The 24213-nt window shown below is 68.8% G+C and carries 18 protein-coding genes; 10 read left to right on the forward strand and 8 right to left on the reverse strand.

Translation table 11 applies throughout. From position 1 onward, the window contains the following. Positions 1–26: 26 nt before the first annotated feature. The 4 genes from AC3QLZ_RS00550 to AC3QLZ_RS00565 all read right to left on the reverse strand — a co-directional run bounded on the left by AC3QLZ_RS00550 (position 27) and on the right by AC3QLZ_RS00565 (position 8651). Positions 27–1589 (reverse strand): ABC transporter substrate-binding protein, encoded by a 1563-nt coding sequence (locus AC3QLZ_RS00550; RefSeq protein ID WP_014237295.1) that lies wholly within the window; start codon positions 1587–1589, stop codon positions 27–29. Between the two features lie 459 nt (positions 1590–2048). After that, positions 2049–3137, reverse strand: coding sequence for a tRNA (uridine(54)-C5)-methyltransferase TrmA (gene trmA, locus AC3QLZ_RS00555; RefSeq protein WP_014237296.1), 1089 nt, complete (start codon positions 3135–3137; stop codon positions 2049–2051). A 161-nt stretch (positions 3138–3298) separates the two neighbouring features. Then, positions 3299–7117 (reverse strand): response regulator, encoded by a 3819-nt coding sequence (locus AC3QLZ_RS00560; protein ID WP_050804299.1) that lies wholly within the window; start codon positions 7115–7117, stop codon positions 3299–3301. Positions 7118–7376: 259 nt separating this feature from the next. After that, entirely contained in the window at positions 7377–8651 is a 1275-nt protein-coding gene (locus tag AC3QLZ_RS00565; protein WP_014237298.1) for an O-acetylhomoserine aminocarboxypropyltransferase/cysteine synthase family protein, read from the reverse strand. 250 nt (positions 8652–8901) lie between these two features. Between AC3QLZ_RS00565 and AC3QLZ_RS00570 the strand changes: the two genes are divergently transcribed. Beyond that, positions 8902–9396, forward strand: a complete 495-nt coding sequence (locus AC3QLZ_RS00570; RefSeq protein WP_014237299.1) for a CZB domain-containing protein — start codon at positions 8902–8904, stop codon at positions 9394–9396. Here the strand turns inward: AC3QLZ_RS00570 and AC3QLZ_RS00575 are convergent. Both AC3QLZ_RS00575 and mutS read right to left on the reverse strand, forming a co-directional pair. Next, positions 9366–9644: a hypothetical protein gene (locus tag AC3QLZ_RS00575; protein ID WP_043798088.1), complete on the reverse strand. Its 279-nt coding sequence runs from the start codon at positions 9642–9644 to the stop codon at positions 9366–9368. The two genes, AC3QLZ_RS00570 and AC3QLZ_RS00575, sit on opposite strands and share 31 nt — an antisense overlap. Before the next feature lie 9 nt (positions 9645–9653). Then, entirely contained in the window at positions 9654–12257 is a 2604-nt protein-coding gene (gene mutS, locus AC3QLZ_RS00580) for a DNA mismatch repair protein MutS (protein ID WP_014237301.1), read from the reverse strand. A 187-nt stretch (positions 12258–12444) separates the two neighbouring features. Here mutS and AC3QLZ_RS00585 point away from each other — a divergent pair, with 187 nt between their 5' ends. From AC3QLZ_RS00585 to AC3QLZ_RS00615, 7 genes are all read left to right on the forward strand, one after another. Beyond that, positions 12445–12867 (forward strand): DUF1924 domain-containing protein, encoded by a 423-nt coding sequence (locus tag AC3QLZ_RS00585; protein ID WP_014237302.1) that lies wholly within the window; start codon positions 12445–12447, stop codon positions 12865–12867. A gap of 11 nt (positions 12868–12878) precedes the next feature. Then, positions 12879–13358 carry a Diheme cytochrome c gene (locus tag AC3QLZ_RS00590; RefSeq protein WP_014237303.1) on the forward strand — a complete coding sequence of 160 codons (480 nt, stop codon included), beginning with the start codon at positions 12879–12881 and terminating at the stop codon, positions 13356–13358. Between the two features lie 9 nt (positions 13359–13367). Beyond that, the gene (locus AC3QLZ_RS00595; protein ID WP_014237304.1) at positions 13368–14027 is read left to right on the forward strand and encodes a cytochrome b/b6 domain-containing protein; all 660 of its coding nucleotides are present in this window, start codon (positions 13368–13370) and stop codon (positions 14025–14027) included. A 40-nt stretch (positions 14028–14067) separates the two neighbouring features. Next, positions 14068–14745: a response regulator transcription factor gene (locus AC3QLZ_RS00600; protein ID WP_014237305.1), complete on the forward strand. Its 678-nt coding sequence runs from the start codon at positions 14068–14070 to the stop codon at positions 14743–14745. Then, positions 14742–16109 carry an ATP-binding protein gene (locus AC3QLZ_RS00605; protein WP_014237306.1) on the forward strand — a complete coding sequence of 456 codons (1368 nt, stop codon included), beginning with the start codon at positions 14742–14744 and terminating at the stop codon, positions 16107–16109. The genes AC3QLZ_RS00600 and AC3QLZ_RS00605 overlap by 4 nt, the downstream gene beginning before the upstream one ends. Before the next feature lie 60 nt (positions 16110–16169). Beyond that, positions 16170–17432 carry an HD-GYP domain-containing protein gene (locus AC3QLZ_RS00610; protein ID WP_014237307.1) on the forward strand — a complete coding sequence of 421 codons (1263 nt, stop codon included), beginning with the start codon at positions 16170–16172 and terminating at the stop codon, positions 17430–17432. 86 nt (positions 17433–17518) lie between these two features. After that, the gene (locus tag AC3QLZ_RS00615) at positions 17519–18997 is read left to right on the forward strand and encodes a hybrid sensor histidine kinase/response regulator (RefSeq protein WP_157870618.1); all 1479 of its coding nucleotides are present in this window, start codon (positions 17519–17521) and stop codon (positions 18995–18997) included. Positions 18998–19015: 18 nt separating this feature from the next. Here AC3QLZ_RS00615 and pdxR read toward each other — a convergent pair whose 3' ends face one another. Continuing rightward, positions 19016–20557, reverse strand: coding sequence for a MocR-like pyridoxine biosynthesis transcription factor PdxR (gene pdxR, locus AC3QLZ_RS00620; RefSeq protein WP_014237309.1), 1542 nt, complete (start codon positions 20555–20557; stop codon positions 19016–19018). A gap of 220 nt (positions 20558–20777) precedes the next feature. Between pdxR and AC3QLZ_RS00625 the strand changes: the two genes are divergently transcribed. Together AC3QLZ_RS00625 and glyA are read left to right on the forward strand one after the other, a co-directional pair. Beyond that, entirely contained in the window at positions 20778–22004 is a 1227-nt protein-coding gene (locus tag AC3QLZ_RS00625; protein ID WP_492783283.1) for a benzoate/H(+) symporter BenE family transporter, read from the forward strand. A 75-nt stretch (positions 22005–22079) separates the two neighbouring features. Further along, entirely contained in the window at positions 22080–23381 is a 1302-nt protein-coding gene (gene glyA / locus AC3QLZ_RS00630) for a serine hydroxymethyltransferase (RefSeq protein WP_492783284.1), read from the forward strand. A 53-nt stretch (positions 23382–23434) separates the two neighbouring features. Here the strand turns inward: glyA and AC3QLZ_RS00635 are convergent, their stop codons facing one another. Next, complete coding sequence (locus AC3QLZ_RS00635; RefSeq protein ID WP_492783285.1) at positions 23435–24151, reverse strand: Crp/Fnr family transcriptional regulator; 717 nt, start codon at positions 24149–24151, stop codon at positions 23435–23437. Between the last annotated feature and the right edge of the window lie 62 nt (positions 24152–24213).

Below are 24213 nucleotides of genomic sequence, written 5' to 3' on the forward strand. Positions count from 1 at the left end.
TGGGGCAGCTCGGCGTGCCTGCCGGCCTAGCGGGGCCGCACCTGGGCGGCGAAGGTGAATTCGTCGATGCGGGCCGGGTAGGTGAGGCCGGCGCGCAGGGCCCAGGTGGCGACCTGGTGGTGCAGGGGGATCACCGGCAATTGCTGCATGGCCTGGTCCATGGCCGCCTCGGCGGCACGGCTGCGGCGGGCCGGGTCGGTGCTGGCCAGGGCGCTGCGGATGTCCGCATCCACCCTGGTGTCGCTGAAGCGGCCCCAGTTCCAGGCGCCCCAGCCGGATTTTTCGTCCGGGGTGCCGAGCAGGGTGCGCAGGGCGAAGTCGCCGGAGAGGGAGCCCCAGCCGAGCAGGGCGGCGCTGAAATCGGCATGGCGCAGGCGGCCGAAATAGGCGGCCAGGGGCAGGGTTTCCACCTTGGTCTTGACCCCGATGCGGCCGAAGAACTGGGCCAGGGTCTGCAGGATCTGCTCGTCGTTGAGGTAGCGGTTGTTGGGGCCGTGCAGGGTCAGGGCGAAGCCCTGGGGGTAGCCCGCTTCGGCCAGCAGGCGCTTGGCCCCTTCGGGATCGTAGGGCTCCGCCGCCGGCTGCTGGCCGTGGCCGGGAATGCCCGGCGCCACCAGGCGGCTGGCGGGCACCCCGAGGCCGTCCAGGGTGCGGGCGGCGAGGGCCTCCCGGTTGATGGAGCGGGAGAGGGCCTGGCGCACCTTGAGGTCTTTCAGGGGATTCTTTGCCAGGGGCTTGCCGGCCAGGTCGGTGACGAAAGGCGAGGCGTCGCGGAAGAGATCGAGTTGCAGGAACAGGGTGCGCCAGGAGACGCGCTGTTCGAGACGGAAGCGTGCGTCCTTTTTCAGCCTGGCCACGTCGGCGCCGGGCACGCCTTCGATCATGTCCACCTGGCCCGCCAGCAGGGCGGCGAGGCGGGCGGCATCCGCCGGCAGGATGCGCAGGGTGAGCGTATCCCACGCGGGCTTCTCGCCCCAGTAGCCGTCGAAACGGGCCAGCTCCACCGCCTCGCCGCGGCGGAACTTGACCAGGCGGAAGGGGCCGGTGCCCACCAGGGCCTTGCCGCTGTTGAAGTCTTCCGTCGTTGCCTTGGCCGCGGCTTTCTTCGAGACGATGAAAATGGAGGCCAGGTCCAGGGGCAGCGGGCCGTAGGGCTGGGCCGTGGTCAGGCGCAGGGTGTGGGCGTCCACCACCTTCTTGCCGCTGATGGCCCTGGTGAAGCCGGTGAAGGGCCCCGGGCTCTGGGTGAGGCTGGCGGGGCGGTCCAGGGAGAAAACCACGTCCTCCGCCGTGAGGGGGCTGCCGTCGTGGAACTTCACCCCGGGGCGCAGCTTGAATTCCCAGGTGGTGGGATTGATGGCCTGCCAGGATTGGGCCAGGCCGGGCACCAGCTGGCCGTCCTTGTCCACCGCCACCAGGGTCTCGAAGAAGTGGCTGGCCACGGCGATGTTGGGAGCGGCGTTGAGATAGTGGGGGTCCAGGGAGGAAACGTCGGCGGCCAGGCCCACGCTAAGTCCGGCCGCCCGCAGGGCCGGGCTGGCGAGGAGCAGCAGGGGGAGCAGGAAGGACAGCAGCAGACGACGGGCCATGGGGTTTCTTCGGGGCGTAGGAATGAAGCGCGTTGAGTGAGGCCGACAACGGAATGATGGGGCCATGGAGGCGCCAGTCTACCGAGGCCGGCGGCCGGGGGAAAGGACGGCGGCCATCGCGGAGCGGCGTTGCTGCGGCTTCAGCCGGCGGTGGTAAGTGGTGGAAGGCACCAGTCTCCGGGCGCTGCCGGGAGCAGGTGCAAGGTGCGGCGGATGAAAGGGACCGGCCGGCTGGCGGGGAAGACGGCAGCAAAGCGGGCGAGAAAGATGGGAAAACAAGACGGGCGCCAGTCCCGGGGTTGCTGCTTCCAGACTATCGGCCTGGGAGCAAGGAAGGACGGACATTCCAGCCTGCCGTGGCTGAAGAATGGCGTCCTGCCTGCCTCCCGGGCCATGCCATGACAGCGTTCCTCTTCCGCCCGGGGCCGGCTGCCGGCAGGGGTGCCGGCAGGCCGGGTGTCAGCGGCGGCTCAGCAGCAGACCGCACTCCAGGTGGTCGGTGTAGGGGAACTGGTCGAAGGCGGCGGCCGCGGCGATGCGGTGGGTGTCGTGCAGGGCCGCCACGTTGGCCTTGAGGGTCTCCGGGTTGCAGGAGATGTAGAGGATGTGGTCGAAACCCCGCACCAGTGCCAGGGTGCCGTCGTCCAGGCCGGCCCGGGGCGGGTCCACGAAGACGGTGGAGAAGCGGTAGCCCTTCAGGTCGATGCCGGCCAGGCGGGTGAATTCCTTGGTGCCGCTGTAGGCTTCGCTGAATTCCTCGGCGGAAATGCGCACCACCTTGACGTTGTCCACCCGGTTGGCTTCCAGGTTGTACTGGGCGGCATGGACCGAGGTCTTGCTCATTTCCGTGGCCAGCACCCGCTCGTAGTGGGGCGCCAGGGCTATGGTGAAATTGCCGTTGCCGCAATACAGCTCCAGCAGGTCGCCGCCCAGGGTGGCGGCCTGGGCGCAGGCCCAGGCCAGCATCTGCCGGTTCACCTCGCCGTTGGGCTGGGAGAAGGCGCCCTCGATCTGCTGGTAGCGCAGCTGGCGGCCTTCCAGTTCGAAGCTTTCCTCGACCCAGTCCCGGCCCAGGACCAGCTTCTGCCCGCGGCTGCGGCCGATGAGCTGGATGTTGAGCCGTTGCGCCAGGTCCCGGGCGGCCGCTTCCCACAGGGGGCGCAGGGGCCGCTTATACACCAGGGTCACCAGCAGCTCGCCGCTCAGGGTGGAGAGGAAGTCCACGCGGAACAGGTAGTCCTTGAGCAGTTCGCTGGCCTGCAGTTCGTCCCGCAGCCGCGGCATCATCTCGCAGATGGTGGCGGAGGCCACGGGGAAGGTTTCCAGGGGCACCGCTTCCCGGGGATTGTCCGGGTTGAACATGGCGTAGGCCACCTGGCCCTCGCGGCGGACGATCTGGAACTCGGCCCGCAGCCGGTAGTGCAGGGGGGCGGAGCGGGCGATGTGGGGCTCGGGCAGGTCGAAGGGGGCGAAGTCGGCCCGGTAGCGGGCGAGCTTTTCGGCCAGCAGGGCGTCGTAGGCGGCGGGGTTGATTTTGCGTAGCGGCATGGTCTTGGCAGGGCGGCAGTCACGGTGCGCCGGCGGCATGACAGGGGGCGTGACCGGGTGGGTGTTCGGGTCGGGCGGGCCGGCGCAGCCGCAATATACACAACTCGCCGGGGCCTTTCAGGATTTTGTGCCGGGGCGGCGGGGGCGGCCCCGGGGCTGCCCTAGAGCTTGAGCCGGTGGCTTGCCGCCAGGGCCTGCAGCCGGGCCTGGGCCTGGGTGAAGTCGAAGTCGCGCACGGCCCGGGCCAGGGGCGGGAAGTCCTCGCCCAGGGCGCCGTGGAGCAGGGCCTCGTGTTCGTCCAGGAGCTTTTCGCAGGCGAAATCGTCGTTTGCCAGCTGCTGGGCCAGGCGGGCGCAGACTTCCTCCACCTGCATCCAGTTCACCGTGGCCTTGGCCGCCGGCACTTCCTGGGTGGCCAGGACGGCGGCGATGGCGTCCACCAGCGGGGGCAGGCTGTCGGCGATCTTGCCCAGCAGGTCCTGCAGCAGGTCCGGGGGGTCCCGCTGGCGGATGGCGTGCTCCAGCCCTTCGGCCAGGTCGCGCAGGGGCATGGCGCCGATCTGGGCGCTGACGCCCTTGAGGGTGTGGGCCTCCCGTTCGGCCCCGACCCAGTCCCCGGCATCGATGGCCCGGGCCAGCCGTTGCGGGGCGTCGCGCTGGCCGCTGACGAACTTGTCCATGAGGCGCAGGTAGAGGCCTTCCCGGTCCAGGGCCTGGTGCAGGCCCAGGGTCGCATCCAGCCCGGGGATGCCGGCGAAGGGCTGGCGGTCGGCCTTGGCTGGGGCCGCGACCGGCGGCGTCGGCGTGACGGTGCCGGGCAGCGGCGCGGCGGCCTGCGGGGCCACGAGGGGCGCGCCGGGGGCCAGCCACTTGAGCAGCTTGCCCAGCAGGTCCCTCGGGTCCACCGGCTTGGCGATGTGGTCGTTCATGCCCGCCGCCAGGCAGCGTTCCCGGTCCTGCTCCATGGCGTTGGCGGTCATGGCCAGGATGGGCAGGACGGCGGCGGGGAACTGTCGGCGGATTTCCCGGGTGGCGGCGATGCCGTCCATGACCGGCATCTGCATGTCCATCAGGATCACGTCGTAACGCTGCTGGCGCACCTTTTCCAGGGCGCTGGCGCCGTCGTCCGCCACATCCACCACCATGTTGGCGCCGGCCAGGAATTCGCTGGCCACTTCCTGGTTCAGCTGGTTGTCCTCCACCAGCAGCACCCGCAGGCCGGCCAGGGGCGCCAGGTCGGGCAGGGCCTCCGGGTCGGCCGCGCTGTGGGGGCCGTCCTCATGGTCGAGGATGCGCATCACGGTGTTGAACAGCTGGGAAGGACTGACCGGCTTGATGAGGATTTCCTCGATGCCCTGGAGGCCGCTCTCGCCGGCGCTGCGGGCCAGCTCATCGCGGCCGTAGGCAGTGATCATCAGTACCAGGGGCGGCTGGGGCAGTTCCAGGCGGCGGATTTCCCGGGCCGTGGCGAGGCCGTCCATTTCCGGCATCTGCCAGTCGAGGAAGACAATGTCGTAGGGCTCCCCGGCGGCGCTGGCCCGCTGCAGTTCGGCCAGGCAGCGGTTGCCCGAATCGGTGTCGCTGACCTGGAAGCTCATGCTGCGCAGCATGTCGCAGACCACGTCCCGGGCATGGTCGTGGTCGTCCACCACCAGCAGGCGGCGGGTCCGCAGGTCGGGCCGGGGCGGGGCCCGATGGCGGGCGTTGCTGCTCCGGCCCAGGCGGGCGGTGAACCAGAAGGTGGAGCCCCGGCCCGGCTCGCTCTCGGCCCCCACCTGGCCGCCCATCAGTTCGGCCAGGCGCTTGGCGATGACCAGGCCGAGGCCGGTGCCGCCGTACTTGCGGGTGGTGGAGCTGTCGGCCTGCTGGAAACTGTTGAAGAGGGTGGGCAGTTCCCCGGCCTTGATGCCGATGCCCGTGTCGTGCACGGCAAAGCGCAGCAGCACCTCCTGGCCCTGGTCTTCCTCCAGGCCGACGTGGATGGCCACCTCGCCCCGTTCGGTGAATTTCACCGCGTTGCTGGCGTAGTTGATCAGCACCTGGCCGATGCGCAGGGGGTCGCCCACCAGGTGGCGCGGCACCTCGTCGGCCATTTCGATGACGAACTCCAGTCCCTTGCTGGTGGCCCGCTCCGACATCAGGCTGGAGACGTCCTCCAGCACCTTCTCCAGGTCGAAGTCGATCTGCTCGATGTGCAGCTTGCCGGCCTCGCTTTTCGAGAAGTCCAGGATGTCGTTGATGATGCCCAGCAGGTGCTGGCTGGAATGCTGGATCTTGCGCAGGTATTCGCGCTGGCGTTCGTCCAGGTCGGTCTTCAGGGCCAGGTGGGTCATGCCGATGACGGCATTCATGGGGGTGCGGATTTCGTGGCTCATGTTGGCCAGGAAGTCGGCCTTGGCCTGGGCCGCCGCTTCGGCCAGGGCTTTGGCCTGGGCCATCTCGGCCAGGATGCGGCGCTCCTCGCCGATGTCTTCCACGGTGCCGGCCATGCCCTTTTCCGGGGCGTTGCGGTCGATCACCTGGGCCATGATGCGGCCCCAGAAGCGGCTGCCGTCCTTGCGTACCAGCTCCAGTTCCTCGCGGAAATAGCCGTGGCGGGTCAGGCCCTCCCGCACCCGCTCGCCCACGGCGAGGAAGGTGGCCTCGTCCGGGTACCAGATGCGGGTGCTCTGCTCCAGGATTTCCCCCGGCTCGTAGCCGAGAATTTCCTCGATGGTGCGGTTGCAGCGGCGGATGATGCGGTCCCGGGTGAGGATGATGCCGATGCGGGCGGCGTCGAACACCGCCTGCTGCTCCTGGTTGGCGTCCCGCAGGGATTTGGCCAGCCCCACCAGCTCGGCGGTGCGCTCCTCCACCAGCACCTCCAGGTGGTCCCGCTCCTGCCGGATGGTCTCGTTCTGGGCGGCGATGTGCTGCTGCAGCAGGTTGAAGTTCTGCAGCAGCATGCGGATCTCGCCGCTGCCCTGGACCTCCACCGGCTCCAGGGGAATGTGGCCGGCCCCGGTTTCGCCGATCTGGCGGGCGGCCCGTTCCAGGGGCGCCAGGGAGCGGCGCACTCCCAGCCACACCAGCAGGGCCACCAGCAGGGTGATGAGGGCGGCGCCGCTGTAGATGCGCATGGTGGCCCGTTCCTGGGGAGCGAAGGCTTCCCGGGTGGGCAGGTAGGACACCACCATCCAGTTGGCGGTGGGCACCATGGCGGCGGCGCTGACGACTTCCAGGCCCTTGGAATCCACGGTCTGGCCCGGGCCGGTATAGCCCTTGAGGCGCCGGTCCAGCAGGGGGTTGATGCCGGGAGCCGGCAGCTTTTCCAGGACCCGGGTGGGGTCGGTGCTGGCGGCGAAGATGCCCTGGTCCAGGGCGTAGACGTGGAAGCCGCCGCTCTGGCCGTTATGCACTTCGTCGGTGAGGTGCAGGGGGCTGCCCGGGGCGATCACGTCGGCACCGCAGAGGGCGCCGAGGAAGGTGCCGTCGGCGGCGATGACGGGTACCGCCACCAGCAGCACCGGCTTCTTGGCGAAGCGGCCGAACCAGACCCGGATGGCCGGCTTGCGGGTGTCCCGGATGCTGATGAAATAGCTGCTGTCGTTGTAGGGCGTGCCGACGTGGCCCCGTTGCGGATACTCGGCGGTGCGGATGCCGTTGGCGGCGATGAAGTAGATGTCCCGGGAAAAGATGCGGCTGGCCACCGTCTGCTCATTGAGGAAGGTCTGGATCTGCCGGGGCGAGTTGAGGGACTGGACAACCAGGTGGCGGGCCAGGCCGTCGATGACGTCCAGGCGCAGCCGCAGTTCCGCTTCCAGGGTGCGGGCGAGGAAGTCGGCGCCGGTCTTCTGCTCCTGGCCGATGAGAACCACCGAATCCCGGCGCAGGGCGTCGGCCACGTAGTAGGCGAGGGAACCCATGCCCAGGGCGAAAATGAGGGCGCAGAAGAGGGCTGCCTTGATCTTCAGGGGCAGGCTTTCGATTTTTCGGCGCATCCGCGTTGCTAAATTGCCCATCCGCACTCCCGCTCAGGCTCGATCCCCGCTTCCCTCCACTGCTGGGACAGCGGCGGAGGGTTTTGATTCACCCGGCATGGCCGGGCGGGCTTGCCGCCCATGGTTCCAGTGTCAAAAATTCGGGGGCGTCTTGTCAATCCGCATATGCCGAATGCGAGGCGGCGATTGACCCGGGGGGCGCCGGGAGCAAAAAAAAACGGGGCCTGGGGCCCCGTTTCGTGGTTGCGGCAGGTTTGGCTCAGACGGCGGCCAGGGCCTGTTCCAGGTCGGCGATGAGATCGTCGATGTGCTCGATGCCGATGGACAGACGCACCGTATCCACCGTGACGCCGGCCTTGGCCAGTTCTTCCGGGTTGAGCTGGCGGTGGGTGGTGGAGGCCGGGTGGCAGGCCAGGGACTTGGCGTCGCCGATGTTCACCAGGCGGGTGAACAATTGCAGCGCGTCCTGGAAGCGGGTGCCGCCCTCGATGCCGCCCTCGACGCCGAAGGTGAGGATGCCGGAGGGCTTGCCGCCCAGATACTTCTTGGCCAGGGCGTGGTCCGGGTGGTTTTCCAGGCCGGCGTAGTTCACCCACTTCACCTTCTTGTGGCTCTGCAGGTACTTGGCCACGGCGATGGTGTTGTCGGTGATGCGCTCCATGCGCAGGGCGGCGGTTTCGATGCCCTGCAGGATGAGGAAGGCGTTGAAGGGGCTGATGGCGGCGCCGGTGTTGCGCAGGGGCACGACCCGGGCGCGGCCGATGTAGGCGGCGGGGCCCAGGGCTTCGGTGTACACCACGCCGTGGTAGGAAACATCGGGCTCGTTGAGGCGCTTGAAGCGGGTCTTGTGCTCGGCCCAGGGGAACTTGCCGCTATCGACGATGATGCCGCCGATGGAATTGCCGTGGCCGCCCAGGTACTTGGTCAGGGAATGCACCACGATGTCGGCGCCGAACTCGATGGGGCGCAGCAGGAAGGGGCTGGCCACGGTGTTGTCCACGATCAGCGGGATGCCGTTGCGGTGGGCGATCTCGGCCAGCTTCTCGATGTCGGTGATGTTGCCCAGGGGGTTGCCGATGGTTTCGGCGTAGATGGCCTTGGTCTTGCCGTCGATCAGCTTCTCGAAGGAGGCCGGGTCCCGGTAGTCGGCGAAGCGCACCTGGATGCCCAGCTGGGGGAAGGTGTGGGCGAACAGGTTGTAGGTGCCGCCGTAGAGGGTGGCGGTGGAGACGATGTTGTCGCCGGCTTCGGCGATGGTCTGGATGGCGTAGGTGATGGCAGCCTGGCCGGAAGCCAGGGCCAGGCCGGCGATGCCGCCTTCCAGGGCGGCGACGCGCTTTTCCAGCACGTCCTGGGTGGGGTTCATGATGCGGGTGTAGATGTTGCCCGCCACCTTCAGGTCGAACAGGTCAGCCCCGTGCTGGGTGTTGTCGAAGGCGTAGGAGGTGGTCTGGTAGATGGGTACCGCCGCCGCCTTGGTGGTGGGATCGGGGGAATAACCGGCATGTACGGCCAGGGTTTCGAGCTTCGGCATCAGGAGTCTCCCTTGTTTGGATGATCGGTGGGGCGGCCCCTCGGTGGCCGCCATGACAGTGGATGAGAGTCTAGCACTAAAAAAGCGGTTTTCTAGATCGATTGGGTATATGCAAACTACGAGTTGGTTCCTAGGGACTTTCCCGGGAAGTACCTAGGACGAACCCTGGGGGCGCTGAATATTACTTTCGTTTTATGCGCAAAGGCATAAAATTAAATCAAGCCAACCACTATAAGAAAAGAGGTGTGCCATGCGTCCCCTCGACCTTATCCGAGCCTTTTTCAGCGGTAGTCCCTTCTCCCGGCGGGAACGGGAGGAAGTGCGCAGCCAGATCAACTTCTGCCGCGTGGCGGCTGAGTGGACGGCGGTGCGCCGCGAAGTTACCGCCTGGGTGGTGGACGGGCGTACGCCCGGGCCCATGTGGTGCGAGCGCCTGCCCCGGCTGGAAGAACGGCCCCTGGGCCGCTGGATCGCCAGCGGCGCCCGGCGCAACTTCGGCGATCTGGGTTCCTTCTCCGATTTCGCCCGCATCCACCGCCAGGTGTGCGAGGATGTGCGGACCATCGCCCGGGCCCAGGCCCAGGGTGACGAGCAGGAGGCCAGCCGCAGCTTCCACCACGACTTCGAGCCTCACTACCGGGAGTTGCGCAGCTGGCTGGTGCATCTGGCCGACCTGTTCGACGCCGGCTGCGCCCAGGGCATGGAGGAAGAGTTTCAGTTCACCCAGCCGGCGATGATGCGGTAGAGGGCGGCGGGCAGGCCGACGCAGAGCAGGGCGAAGACGGTCAGTTTCAGTTCGGCCCACTGGCCGTCCCAATAGCGGCCCTGGAACCAGGCCCACCAGTCGGGGAGGGCGGCCAGTCTCAGGTCTTCGGCAAAGTCGGCAGCGTCGCCGAACATCATGCGCCAGATGTCCCGCAGGGGCGGCACCGACAGGGCCAGGCAGGCCAGCAGCAGCCAGGGATGGTCCACCCAGGGGATGAGGCTCTGCAACACCCGCGCCTAGCCCCGTTGCAAGGTCTTCAGTTCGTAAAGCAGGTCCAGGGCCTCTCGCGGCGAGAGGCTGTCCGGATCGATCTCCCCCAGCCGCTCCAGGGCCGGGTGGGCCGGAGCTTCCGGCCCCTCGTCGGGCGCCGGGACGGCGGCGAAGAGATCCGGCTGCAGCGGGTCCACTGCGGCCCGGGTTTCCAGCTGCCGCAGTTCCTTCTTGGCGGCCCGCACCACCGCACTGGGAATGCCGGCCAGGGCCGCCACCTGAATCCCGTAGCTCTGGTTGGCCGGGCCTTCTTCCACAGCGTGGAGGAAGACGATGCGGTCGCCGTGCTCCACCGCGTCCAGATGCACATTGACCAGGGCCGGGTATTCGTGGGCCAGGCGGGTCAGCTCGAAATAGTGGGTGGCGAACAGGGTCAGGCTGCGGTTCTTCTCCAGCAGGTGGCGCAGGATGGCCATGGCCAGGGCCATGCCGTCGAAGGTGGAGGTGCCCCGGCCCACCTCGTCCATCAAGACAAGACTTTGTTCCGTGGCGTTGTGCAGGATGGCGGCGGACTCGGTCATTTCCACCATGAAGGTGGAGCGGCCCGAAGCCAGATCGTCGGAGGCGCCGATGCGGGTGAAGATCTGGTCCATGGGGCCCAGCCGGGCCGCCTTGGCCGGCACGTAGCAGCCGACGTGGGCGAGCAGGGCGATCAGTGCCGTCTGCCGCATGTAGGTGGATTTACCGCCCATGTTGGGGCCGGTGATGAGCAGCAGGCGGCGTTCCGCGTCTTCGCTTTCCCCCAGGTCCAGGTCGTTGGGGATGAAGGTGTCGCCCTGGGCCTGCAGTTCGTTTTCCACCACCGGGTGGCGGCCCGCTTCCAGCCACAGGCCGGGCCGGTCGGTGAATTCGGGGCGGCACCAGTTGCGGGCCACGGCGGTGTCGGCGAAGGAGGCCAGCATGTCCAGCTGGGCCAGGGCCCGGGCCACCGCCTGCAGCTGCGGCACCACCGGCTGCAACTGATCCAGCACCTGCTCGTAGAGCCACTTTTCCCGGGCCAGGGCGCGGTCCTGGGCGGAGAGGGCCTTGTCCTCGAAAGCCTTCAGTTCCGGGGTGATGTAGCGTTCGGCGTTCTTCAGGGTCTGGCGCCGGCGATAGTCGTCCGGCACCTTGTCGGCATTGGCGTGGGTGACTTCGATGTAGAAGCCGTGCACCCGGTTGTATTCCACCTTGAGGGTGGCGATGCCGGTGCGTTCCTTCTCCCGGGCTTCCAGGTCCACCAGGAAGGCGCCGCAGTTGTCGTTGAGGGCCCGCAGCTCGTCCAGCTCGGCATCGAAGCCGGTGGCCATGACGCCGCCGTCCCGCACCATGGCCGCCGGTTCCTGGGCGATGGCGCGCAGCAAAAGCTCAATGGCCTCCACCGGCGCTTCCAGCTGGCCCCACAGCTCACCCAGCAGGGGCGAGGGATGGCCGGCCAGGGGGCGGCGCAGTTCCTCCAGGCAGGCGAGGGAGTCGCGCAGGCTGGAGAGGTCCCGGGGGCGGGCGTTGCGCAGGGCGATGCGGCCGGCGATGCGTTCCACGTCGGCAAAGCCCTTCAGGCCGCTACGCAGGTACTGGGCCAGGGCCAGATGGTCCGCCATGAGGGCGCCGATGGCATCGATGCGGGCCGCCGGCACCGCCCGGTCGCGCCGGGGGTGGTGCAGGGCGTGGCGCAGGTAGCGGGCGCCCATGGCGGTGATGCAGGAATCCAGCAGGGAAAACAGGGTGGGGGAGGCTTCGCCCCGCAGGGTCTCGGTCAGCTCCAGATTGCGGCGGGTGGCGGCGTCCAGCCCCAGATAGGCGGACTCCCGCTCCACCATGAGGCCCTGGACATGGGGCAGGGCCTGGGTCTGGGTGGCCTGGGCGTACTGCAGCAGGGCCCCGGCGGCCCCCAGGGCGGGGCGCAGGTCCTCGGCGGCGAAGGCGGTGAGGCTCTGCACCTTGAAGTGTTCCAGCAGCAGGCGCTTGGCCGCTTCGGCGTCGAAATGCCAGTCGGGGCGGCGGGTGGTGGCGGCGCTGATGTTCACTTCCGGCACCAGGGAATCGGGCAGCAGCACTTCGGCCGGGCGGATGCGTTCCAGGGTGGCGGCCAGCTTTTCCGTGGCCACTTCGCTGACGCGGAATTCGCCGCTGGCCAGGTTGAGCCAGGCCAGGCCCCAGACGCCGCGGCCGCCGGTCAGGGCCATGAGCAGGGTGTCCCGCTTCTCGTCCAGCAGGGCGGCGTCGGTCAGGGTGCCGGGAGTGACGATGCGGGAGACGGCCCGCTCCACCGGGCCCTTGCTGGTGGCCGGGTCCCCCACCTGTTCGCAGATGACCACGGATTCGCCCATCTTCACCAGCTTGGCCAGGTACTGTTCCACGGCGTGGTAGGGCACCCCGGCCATCTTGATGGGCAGGCCGGCGGACTGGCCCCGGGTGGTGAGGGTGATGTCCAGCAGGCGGGCGGCCTTTTCCGCATCCTCGAAGAACAGCTCGTAGAAATCCCCCATGCGGTAGAAGAGCAGGGTGCCCGGATGCTGGCTCTTCAGCGCCAAATACTGCTGCATCATCGGGGTGTGGCCGGAGGGATCGCTGTTCTTCTTGGTTGCCATGGGCTTCGAAAAAATGGATGGGCGCGGCAGGGGCCGCCGAAGGGGCGGATTATCCCGTGTCTGGCGGCGGGGGGGAAGGTCGGGGGGAGAAGTCTGGCCGAATTTCCCTTGGGGCGGGAGGGGGACTTAAGGTTGGCTTAATCCTGGCTGCCAATACTGGCTCCCGTATTCACTTTGGGAGACCCAAATGTATTTCCCCAGACCCCTGGCCATGGGCGTCGCCCTGGCGCTCCTGGCCGGCAGTACCCTGGCCGCGTCGCCCACCTCGCCTGCCGAACTGCAGGCCGCCTGGCTGGCGGAGGCCCGGCAGTCCAATCCCGCCTTGCGCGCCTTTTCCGCCGAGCGGGGCCGCAGCTTCTTCAGCACTACCCATGGCAGCGACTGGAGTTGCGCTTCCTGCCATACCAACAACCCGGGCCAGGGCGGCGCCCATGCGGTGACCCGCAAGCTGATCGAGCCCCTGGCCCCGGCCGCCAATCCCCGTCGTTTCAGCGATGCCGCCAAGGTGGACAAATGGTTCGGCCGCAACTGCAAGGATGTTCTGGGCCGGGCCTGCACGCCCGAAGAGAAGGGCGACCTGCTGGCCTATCTGCTGACCGTGAAGCCCTGAGGAGCCATGCCATGAAAACACTACAGAGCCTGTCCCTGGCAACCCTGCTGCTGGCCGGCGGCGCCTGGGCCGGCGACCATCGTTATGCCCTGTCCCCTACCTACGCGGCGGAGTGCGGCAGTTGCCACGTCGCCTATCCGCCGGCATTGATGGATGCTGCCGGCTGGAAGGTGACCCTGCAGCAGCTGGAGCGCCATTTCGGCAGCGACGCCAGCCTGGAGCCCCAGGCCCAGCGGGAGATCGCCAGCCTGCTGCAAGCCCAGGCCAGTACCCGCAGCGCCCATGAAGGCAAGGGGGCGGCGCCGCGCCTCACCACCACCGCCTGGTTCCAGCGCAAGCATCGGCCCGAGGAGCTGCGCGGCTACCCGCTGCCCAAGGTGCCGGCCGGCGCCAGGGCCACGCCCATGGCCCAGTGCCAGCAATGCCATCGCCGGGCCGAACAGGGTGATTTCGGCGAAGGCTCCCTGCAGCCGGCCGATGGCCGTCGATGAGGAACCGCCATGACTATCCATGACCAACAACGCTGCACCGCCGCCAAGGCGACGGATGCCGGCCCCGGCAAAATCCTGGTGTGGGACGTGCCGGTGCGCCTGTTCCATTGGAGCCTGGCCCTGGCCTTCACTACTGCCTTCATCACCAGCGAGTCGGAGCGCTGGCAGCTGATTCACATCGCCAGCGGCTACGTGGTGGCGGCCCTGATTGTCTTCCGCCTTCTGTGGGGGCTGGTGGGCAGCCGTTACGCCCGCTTCAGCCAGTTCGTCCGGGGCCAGACGGCGATCCGCGAGTATTTGCTCGGCATGCTGCGCTTGCGCCCGCCGCACTACACCGGCCACAATCCCGCCGGCGCCCTGGCCGTGCTGGCCCTCCTGGGCCTGGGCCTGCTGACGGCCGCCACCGGCTGGATGACCTTCAACGAGGTGGCCGGGGACTGGCTGGAAGAGATCCATGAAGGCGTGGCCTCCGCCATGCTGGGGCTGGTCTTCGTTCATGTGGCAGCCGTGCTGTGGAGTAGTCTGCTGCACCGGGAAAATCTGGTGGCTGCCATGTGGCACGGTTACAAGCAGGGCCGGCCGGAAGACGGCATTGCCCGCCGTCACCTGCCGGTGGCCGTGGGGCTGCTGGCCCTGATCGGCGGCGCCATTGCCCTGGCGCTGGCGTGATTGGATAGGGCGCACACAATAGAGAGGTCCGGCAGCGATCATGCGAATTCTCATCGTGGAAGACGACCAGGCCCTGGGGGAAGGCATCCAGATGGGCCTGCGCCAGGGCGGCTGGCAGGCCGACTGGGTGCAGGATGGCGAGGCTGCCGGCCACGCCCTGGCCAGCGAGCCCTTTGCCGCCCTGGTGCTCGACCTGGGGCTGCCCAAGGTGTCCGGCCTGGAGGTGCTGCGCCAGCTGCGGGCCCGGGGCGATGCCATGCCGGTGCTGATCCTCACCGCCCGGGATGCGCCGGATGACGTGGTGGCCGGCCTCGATGCCGGGGCCGACGACTACATGATCAAGCCCTTCAACCTGCAGGAACTGGGCGCCCGCCTGCGGGCCCTGACCCGCCGCCGCGGCGGCCGTGCCGTGCCGGAAATCGTCCATGGCAATCTGCGCCTGGACCCGGCCGGGCGGCGGGTGACCCTGGCGGGGCAGGCGGTGGAACTGTCGGCCCGGGAATTCGACCTGCTGCACGAACTGCTGGCCCAGGCCGGCCGGGTGCTGACCAAGGCCCAGATCGAATCCCATCTCTATGCCTGGGGCAGCGAGCTGGAATCCAATGCCATCGAGGTGCACATCCATCACCTGCGGCGCAAGCTGGGGGCCGACCTGATCCGCACCGTGCGCGGCGTCGGCTACCTGATCCCCGAAGCCGGCCGGAGTCCGGCGCCATGATGCGCACCTATTCCCTGCGCCTGCGCATTCTCTTCGGCATCCTGGCCGCCGTCGCCCTGGTGTGGAGCGTGGTCGGGGTCATCGCCTACCGGGAGGCCCGGCACGAGGCCGAAGAACTGCTCGATGCCCACCTGGCCCAATCGGCCACCCTGCTGTTCGCCTTTCTCGGCGACGAGGCCGACGACATCGGCGAGCGCCTGCCCCGGCATCGTTACGACAAGAAGGTGGCCTTCCAGGTGTGGGAGGGCGAGCGCCTGCTGACCCGCTCCCCCCGGGCGCCCGACAGCCGTCTGTCGCCGCGGGAGGAGGGCTTTTCCGATGTGCATATCGACGGCAAGGCGTGGCGCGTCTTCAGCGTGCGCGATGCCCGCCGCCACTACCTGATCCAGGTTGCCGATGCGGCCGAAAGCCGGGCGGAGATCAGCAACGAGGTGGCCAGCCATCTGCTGCAGACCATGGGCGTCGGCCTGCCGGTGCTGGGCCTGGTGCTCGGCATTTTCGTCCTGCTGGCATTCCGCCCCCTGTCCCGTCTCGCCGATTCCATCGGCGCCCAGGCGCCCCAGCGGCTCCAGCCCATATCCCTGGCCGAGGCCCCGCGGGAAGTGGTGCCGATTCTGGAACGTCTCAACCGTTTGTTCGAACAGGTCCGGCGTGCCCAGGACGATGAGCGCCGTTTTACCGCCGATGCGGCCCACGAATTGCGCACGCCCCTGGCCGTGCTGCAGACCCATGCGGAAGTGGCCCAGGCCGCCGGCGACGACGCAACCCGGCAGCGGGCCCTGGACCATCTGGTCAGCGGCAGTCGCCGGGCGGCGCGGCTGGTGGATCAGCTGCTGACCCTGGCGCGGCTGGACGCCCAGGCCGAATTGCCGGACCAGGAAGCCTGCCCCCTGCGCCGCCTGGCGGTGGAAACCGTGGCCTCCCTGGCCCCGGCCGGCTTCGACAAGGGGGTGGAGCTGGAGGTGGAAGAGGGGCCGGAAATCAGCGTCACCGGTTCGCCCCTGCTGCTGCAGGTGCTGCTGCGCAACCTGCTGGACAACGCCATCCGCCATACGCCCGCCGGTGGCCGGGTGCTGGTCTGCTGCCAGGCGCAGGGGGACGGCGGTGCTGATGCCGTCCTGCATGTGCGCGACAGCGGCCCGGGCATTCCCGCGGAGCAGCGCCAGGAGGCCCTGGCCCGCTTCCGCCGGCTCGATCCGGGCGCCGGTGACGGCCACGGCCTGGGCCTTTCCATTGTCACGCGTATCGCCGAACTGCATGGCGCCCGCCTCAGCCTGGGAGCCGCCGCCGATCTGGGGGGACTGGACGTGGCGATTGCTTTCCCGGTCCGCGCCCGGCAGCCGTCTCCTCCCCTGGGTGATTGACTAGCTGACTTGAACCAGTGCGTCATGCACACTGAGTGATCCCGTCCCATTCCCGCAAGGATGACTGTGAATACCTCGCCCATTGCTGCCTCCTATATCGATGTGGACCTGCGCCAGGTCATCTACGCCCTTTCCGACGCCCTCGACCTGGTGGGCATCGACGACGTGGCCCACGGCAAGCGGGTGGGCATCATGGCGGCGGCCTGCGCCCGGGTCATGGGGCTGGACCGGGGCGACACCACCTTTCTCTTCGACCTGGGGCTGCTGCACGACATCGGCGTTTCCTCCACCCGCACCCACAATCACCTGGTCAGCGAATTCGACTGGCAGATGTCCCAGGAACACTGCAACGTCGGCTGCGAGCTGCTGCGGGACTTCGGGCCCCTGGCCGCCATGGCCGAGCCGGTGCATTACCACCACACCCACTGGCAGGACCTGCAGGGGCGGGCCGACGTCTCCCGCCAGGTGGCCGAGCAGGCCAACCTGATCTTCCTGGTGGACCGGGTGGATGCCCTGACCGCGCCCTACTACAGCAGCGGCAACGTGCTCATGCAGGCGCCGGCCATCCGCCAGAAAATTCGCGACAGCGCCGGCACCTTCTTCGCCCCGGAGCTGGTGGAAGCCTTTCTCCAGGCCTCTGCCGCCGAGGCCTTCTGGCTGCGCCTGGAGCCCCGGGGCATCCAGTCCGCCCTGGAGGACATGCTGGCCCAGGGCCAGCCCTGCCGCGCCTCCCTGGCCCAGCTGAAGCAGCTGGCCGGCATCTTCTCCCGCATCGTCGATGCCAAGAGCCCCTTCACTGCCGAACATTCCCTCGGCGTCGCCCGTCTGGCCCGGCACCTGGCCGAAGCCATGGGGGTGCCCCAGGCCAACTGCGAGCGCCTGGAAATCGCCGGCCTGCTGCACGACCTGGGCAAGCTGCGGGTGCCCGACGAGGTGCTGGACAAGCCGGGCCAGCTCGACGAGCGGGAACGCAAGATGATCAACGCCCACAGCTTCGAGACCTACCAGATCCTGCACCGCATCCGGGGCTTCGAGGAAATTGCCGCCTGGGCCTCCTACCACCACGAGGAGCCGGACGGCAGCGGCTACCCCTTCCACCTGACCGTGGACGCCATGTCCCGGGAGGCCCGCATCCTGCGGGTGGCGGACATTTTCCAGGCCATGGCCCAGGACCGTCCCTACCGGGCCGGACTCTCGGCCGATGCCGTGCTGCAGTTCCTCCAGGAACTGGCGCACCAGGGCCGCATCGACGCCGAGGTGGTGGCGGTGGCGGCCCGGGACATGGCGGCCGCCATGCGGGCGGCCCGGCCTGCCGCCGCCTGATGCCGTCGGAGAGCGGCTGCGGTGCTTGGCCCGAAGGGGCTGGGAATGCGACCATGGCGCCATTGCGACGCCGTTAGAAAAGGTGAATGACGATGGATGTGGTCTATCTGGTCTACGGCCTGGCCTTCCTCCTCATGGGCGTGGTCATCGTCGTCCGCTACGACCACCGCAGCCATCTGCAGCTGTCCCGCATCCTGTGGATGCTGGCGGCCTTCGGTTTCGTTCACGGCTTCCTCGAATGGACCGACCTGTGGCGCGAAGTGCGGGGCGACGTGCCCTGGCTGGCCGCGACGCGCCCCTTCCTGCTGCTGCTTTCCTACCTTTTCCTGTTCGAGTTCGGCCGCAACCTGGTGCTGGCCTCCCTCGCCCCATCGCCCTGGCAAGCCCGTGTACGCTGGCTCCTGGGGCCCTGGCTGTATTTCCCCATGCTCCTGGGCGTCGCTCTCGGCGCCGGCCTCAGCGCCGCGCCGCTGCTGGGCATGACCATCTGGTCCCGCTACCTGGGCGGCTTTCCCGCCAGCCTGCTGACCGGCATCGGCTTCTACCTCTACTGCCGGCAGGTCCTGCTGGAGACCATGCCGGCGGCGGAGCAGCGCTCGATCCGCCTGGCCAGCAATGTGGCGGCCGGGGCCTTCATCCTCCATGCCGTGCTGGGGGGCATCGTGGTGCCCCGGGCCGACTGGTTCCCGCCATCCCTCATCAACCAGCAGACCTTCCTCGAACTGTTCCACGTCCCGGTGCAACTGCTGCGGGCGGCCTGCGCCGTGCTGGTGGCCCTGGCGGTGATGGGCCTGCTGAAGATATTCCAGCTGGAGAGCCTGCAGCGGCTGCAGGATGCCCTGGCGTCGGCGGAGCAGGCGAGCCGGGCCAAGTCCGAGTTCGTCGCCAACATGAGCCACGAGCTGCGCACCCCCATGAACGGCGTCCTCGGCATGGCCCAGGTGCTGCGGGAAACGCCCCTGGACGAGGAGCAGCGGGAATACGTGGAGGTCATCAACAGCAGCGGCGAATCCCTGCTGGCCATCATCAACGACATCCTGGACCTGTCGAAGATCGAGGCCGGCCGGCTCGACCTGGAGAGCCGGGACTTCGACCTGGGGCAGCAGCTGGCCCAGGTGATGGAACTGTTCGCGCCCCAGGTGCGGAGCAAGCGCCTGGAGATGCATCTGCATGTGGAGCCGGACGTGCCCCTCAAGCTGCGCGGCGATCCGGGGCGATTGCGCCAGATCCTGGTCAATCTGGTGGCCAACGCGGTCAAGTTCACCGCCCGGGGCGAGATCACCCTCTCGGTGTGGCGGGAAGGGGAGAGCGGCGGCAACGTCATCCTGCGCTTTGCCGTCAGCGACACGGGCATCGGCATCCCGGCGGAAAAGATTCCCCAGCTGTTCGCCCCCTTCACCCAGGTGGACGGTTCCATCGCCCGCAAGTTCGGCGGCACCGGCCTGGGGCTTTCCATCAGCAAGCACCTGGTGGAAATGATGGGCGGCTGCATCGGCATCAACAGCCAGGCCGGCCAGGGCGCCACCTTCTGGTTCACCGTGGTGCTGGCCCGGGGCGAGGCCTAGGGCGGCACCGCCACCGTTTCAGCCGGCGTCCGGATAGAGCCCGCACAGGGTGCGTACGGCGGCCCGGATCGCTTCCGGCCGGGTGTTGCCGAAGCCCATCAGCAATCCCCGTGAGGCGCCGGCCCCGGGGCCGACCCGGTAGGCCGACAGGGGCGTGACGCCGATGCGGTGGGCGCGGGCGGCGGCGGCCAGGGCCAGGTCGTCCACCCGCCCGGGCAGATGGGCCAGCAGGTGCAGCCCGGTGGCCGCATGGGTGACGGAAAACCGCGCTTCTCTGGCTTCCCTGAGGGCCTCGAGCAGGGCGGCCCGCCGCTCCCCGTAAAGGGCCCGGGTGCGGCGGATGTGGGCGCCCAAGTGGCCGTTGCCGATGAATTCGGCCGCCGTGGCCTGGATCGAGGCGGGTACCCGGTGGTCGGTGCCGTTGCGCACCGTCTGCAGCACCTCCACCAGTTCGTCGGGCACCACCAGATAGCCCAGCCGCAGGCCCGGGGCGAGCAGCTTGCTCAGGGTGCCGATATAGATGACGCGGCCGTTGCGCGCATCCAGGGCCTTCAGTGCCGGGGTCGGCGCCCCTTCGTGGCGGAACTCGCTGTCGTAATCGTCTTCCAGGATGAAGGCGTTGGCCTCGTCGGCCCATTGCAGCAGGGCCAGACGTCGCTCCAGGCTCATGGTGACGCCCAGGGGATACTGGTGGGAGGGCGAGACCAGGGCCAGCCGTGCCTCTGGCGCCCGCCGGCGGCCGTCCTCCACGTCCAGGCCCGCGTCATCCACCCGGATGCCCACCGCCGTCACGCCGGAGAGGACCAGGCTGCGGTAGGCGGCGTCGTAGCCGGGGTTTTCCACCCACACCGAATCCCCCGCGTCGGTCAGGGCCAGGGCGGCGATGGCGATGGCCGCCTGGGCGCCGGGGGCGATGATGATGTTGTGCGGGCGGCAGACTACGCCCCGGGCGGCGCCCAGGTATTCGGCCAGGGCCACCCGCAGGGCCAGCAGCCCCTGGGGCTCGCCGTAGGACAGGTCGGGGGCCGGATGGCGGCGCCAGAAGCGGCCGTCGAGGCGGCCCCAGAGGGCGTAGGGAAAGGCATCCAGGGCCGGCAGGCCCGGCGTCAGGGGCCAGGCGGCCTGGGCCATGGACATGGAGTCGGGGCCGCGCAGGCAACGGGCGCGCTGGGAGCCCGGCGTGCTTGCAGGTCCTGCCGCCGGCCGCCGTGGGGCAGTGTTCCTGGCGGAAGCGGCAGACGCGATCGAAGCGCTGCCCCCAGGAGCCGGTGCCCGGACCGGGCCGGCGGCGTGGGCTGCCACATAGGTCCCCGATCCCTGGCGCGCCTCGAGAAAGCCTTCGGCGATCAGCTGCTCGTAGGCGCCGGAGACGGTGATCCGGGACAGCTTCAGTTCCGCCGCCAGCACCCGGGAGGCGGGCAGGCGGATGCCGGCCTGCAGGGTGCCGTCCGCCACCCCCTGGCGGAAGAAGCGCACCAGCTGCTCGCGCATGGACAGCCGGCTGCCCGCTTCCGGGGTGAAGCGGTTCCAGATCGGATAGGCGGTGGCACGGGTTCTCATGGGGAGTTTCTCAGCTTGGTGGGAAGCGCAGTTCGGTGCACGGGAATCGGGAAAAGCCGCGCCGGCAGCGGCCGGAGAAGCGCGGCAGGCGACATCCGGCACAGTCCGGGCTATGGCAAAGTGGTCTTATTAATTATCAAAAGTGGCAATTTATACAAGGCCATTTTGCCGCCACACTGGCGGGGCTGACAAGGCCAACCGACGCCCCAGGAGACCGCCCGTGAACACCCAATCCCTCAAGCCTGCCGACCTGCTGCATCCCACCGTGGCGGCCCTGATCTCGGTCATCGTCAATTACGGCGGCACCTTCATCCTGGTTTTCCAGGGCGCCAAGGCGGCCGGCCTGAGCCCGGAGCAGACCGCCTCCTGGATCTGGTCCATTTCCGTGGGCGTCGGCCTGACCGGCGCCTGGCTGAGCTACCGCTACCGGGAGCCCATCATCACCGCCTGGTCCACCCCCGGCGCCGCTTTCCTCATCGCCGTGCTGCCCACCACGCCCTATGCGGAAATGATCGGCGCCTACATGCTCTCCGCCGTCGGCTTCATGGTGCTGGGCGTCTCCGGCTATTTCGAGCGGGTGGTGAAGATGATTCCTCCCGGCATCGCCGCCGGGCTGCTGGCCGGCATCCTGCTGCGCTTCGGCATCGGCGCCTTCGGCGGCGCCGGCATGGACCCGCTGCTGGTGGGGGTACTGGTGCTGACCTATGCCCTGCTGCGCCGCTTCACCGCCCGCTATGCCATCGTCGGCGTGCTGGTGGCCGGCATCCTGCTGCTGCTCGGGCTCGGCCAGGCCAGCTTCGCCGGGGTCTCGCTGAAGCTGGCCCTGCCGGTGTTCACCACGCCCGCCTTCTCGGTGAACGCCCTGCTCAGCGTGGCCCTGCCGCTCTTCGTCATCACCCTTACCGGCCAGTACATGCCGGGCATGCTGGTGCTGCGCAACGACGGCTTCAAGACCAGCGCCAGCCCCATCCTGGCGGTGACCGGGCTGGGCTCCCTGCTGATGGCGCCCTTCGGTTCCCATGCCTTCAACGTCGCCGCCATCACCGCCGCCATCTGCACCGGCAGGGAATCCCACGAGGAGCCGGGCAAGCGCTACATCGCCGGCCTGGCCTGCGGCGTGTTCTACACCCTGGTGGGCATTTTCGGCACCACCCTGGCGACCCTCTTCGTGGTGCTGCCACCCGCCTTCATCATCACCCTGGCCGGCCTGGCCCTGCTCGGCGCCATCGGCGGCAGCCTGGCCACGGCCCTGGTGGATCTGCGGGGCCGGGAAACGGCCCTGATCACCTTTCTCGCCACTGCCGCCAACGTCACCCTGTTCGGCCTGGGGGGCGCCTTCTGGGGCCTGCTCGCCGGCCTGGCGGCCCACGCCCTGATCCACGGCGACCTGCGTCTCCTGCGCGGCATGCCCCGCCTGGGCCAGTCCGCGGCCGGGGAAGGGCGCTAGGCCGGGCGGGAACCAGCAATGGGCGCCGGGTCTGCCGGCGCCTCGTCCATCAGCAACAGAGAAAGGCAACGCGAGATGAACAACCCAAACGATCTGCCCCGGCCGCCATGCGACCAGGCCTCCGGAGCGCTGGGCCATATCGACCCCGAAGCGGCCCGCTACGTGGCTGCCGAATATTCGCGGCAGCGGAATTCGATTGAGCTGATCGCCTCGGAGAACATCGTCAGCCCCGCCGTGCTGCAAATGCAGGGCTCGGTGCTCACCAACAAGTACGCGGAAGGCTACCCGGGTCGGCGCTATTACGGCGGCTGCGGCCCGGTGGATGGTGTGGAAGCCCTGGCCATCGAGCGGGCCAAGGGTCTCTTCGGCTGCGCCTACGCCAACGTGCAGCCCCATTCCGGCAGCCAGGCCAACCAGGCCGTTTATCTGGCCCTGCTGCAACCGGGGGACACCATTCTCGGCCTGGGCCTGGCCGCCGGCGGCCACCTGACCCACGGGGCGCCGATGAACCAGTCGGGCAAGTGGTTCCGCGGCGTCGCCTACGGCGTGCGGGCGGACGACCACCGCATCGACATGGCGGAGGTGGAACACCTGGCCTATGAACACCGGCCCAAGCTGATCATCGCCGGTGGTTCCGCCTATTCCCGCATTCTCGATTTCGCCGAGTTCCGCCGCATCGCCGACCGGGTCGGGGCCCGGCTGCTGGTGGACATGGCCCACTTCGCCGGCCTCGTCGCCGGCGGCGCCCATCCGTCGCCCCTGCCTTACGCCGACGTGGTGACCTCCACCACCCACAAGACCCTGCGCGGGCCCCGGGGCGGCCTCATCCTGAGCAACGACGCGGCCCTTGGCAAGGCCATCGATTCCGCCGTTTTTCCCGGCCTGCAGGGCGGCCCCCTGATGCACGTGATCGGCGCCAAGGCGGTGGCCTTCGGCGAGGCCCTGCAACCGGAGTTCCGCAGCTATGCGGCCCGGGTGGTGGAAAACGCCCAGGCCCTGGCCCAGACCCTGGCAGCCGGCGGCCTGCGCATCGTCTCCGGCGGCACCGACACCCATCTGGCGGTGGCCGACCTGCGGCCCCTGAATCTGACCGGCAATGTGGCGGAGAAGGCCCTGGAGCGGGTCGGCATCACCCTCAACAAGAACGCCATTCCCCACGATCCGCAAAAGCCCATGGTCACTTCCGGCATCCGCGTCGGCAGCCCGGCCGGCACCAGCCGGGGCTTTCGCACCGCCGAGTTCCGCCTGATCGGCGGTCTCATCGTGCATCTGCTCGAAGCCCTGGCCGCCAATCCGGAAGCACCGGACCCGGCGGTCGCCGCCGCGGTCCGGGCCCAGGTGGCGGAACTGTGCCGCCGCTTTCCCTTGCCTTACTGAGGCTGACTCACGTACCCGGGCCTTCCTGCCGTGACGGTGAGCTGGCCTAGCGCCTAGGCGCAGCCTTCGCAGAAAGCGTAGGGCCGTTCGCCGTCGCCCTGCAATTGCAGGCGCCCGTCCTGGCGCAGCAGCATGCCCTGGCGCACCATGGTGCTGACCGAGCGGGAGAGGTGGCCGGCGCTGCAACCGATGCGCCGGGCCAGCAGGTGCATGGGCAGGGTGGCTTTGCCGCTGGGCTTCTGCCCGCTCCGGATGCCGTTCTCCCCGCAGCGCAGATAGCACAGCAGACGGTTGTTGGTGGGCATGGAGCGGCCGTGTTCCCGCTCCCGTTCCAGGGCCCAGATGTGGTTGGCGATGCTGCTGGTGAGGGCCTTGCGGAAGAGGGGCAACTGGGCGATCAGCTGGTCCACGATGTCCAGGGGAATCTGCAGCACTTCGGAATAGGTAATGGCGCGGATGCCGTAATCCTGCCGGGCGGCCTCGCCCTCGGCGGCGGGGCCGGCGGCCAGGGCCTCGGTGCCGAACAGTTCCGATTCGGCCAGCAGGCGCAGGGAGCGTTCCCGGCCTTCCGCATCCGTCACCGCCAGTTCCAGGCGGCCGTGGCGGACGACGAACAGACTTTGCCTGCGGTTGTGGCAGGACTGCCACAGGGTGCCCGGGGCCCAGCGTTCCCAGCTGACCCGATGGGCGATCCGGGCGTCCTGCAGCACTTCCTGCAGAACTTCCATGAGCGTTGGCGAGGCGATGCTCTCACCTGTCGTGATTTCCATGTCCAACCCCCGTTGATGTCGTCTTGGTTTTTTTTGTGCAACGGGCGAAAGATGGCGTCTGG

Source organism: Azospira sp. MPR-LB4, assembly GCF_058809525.1.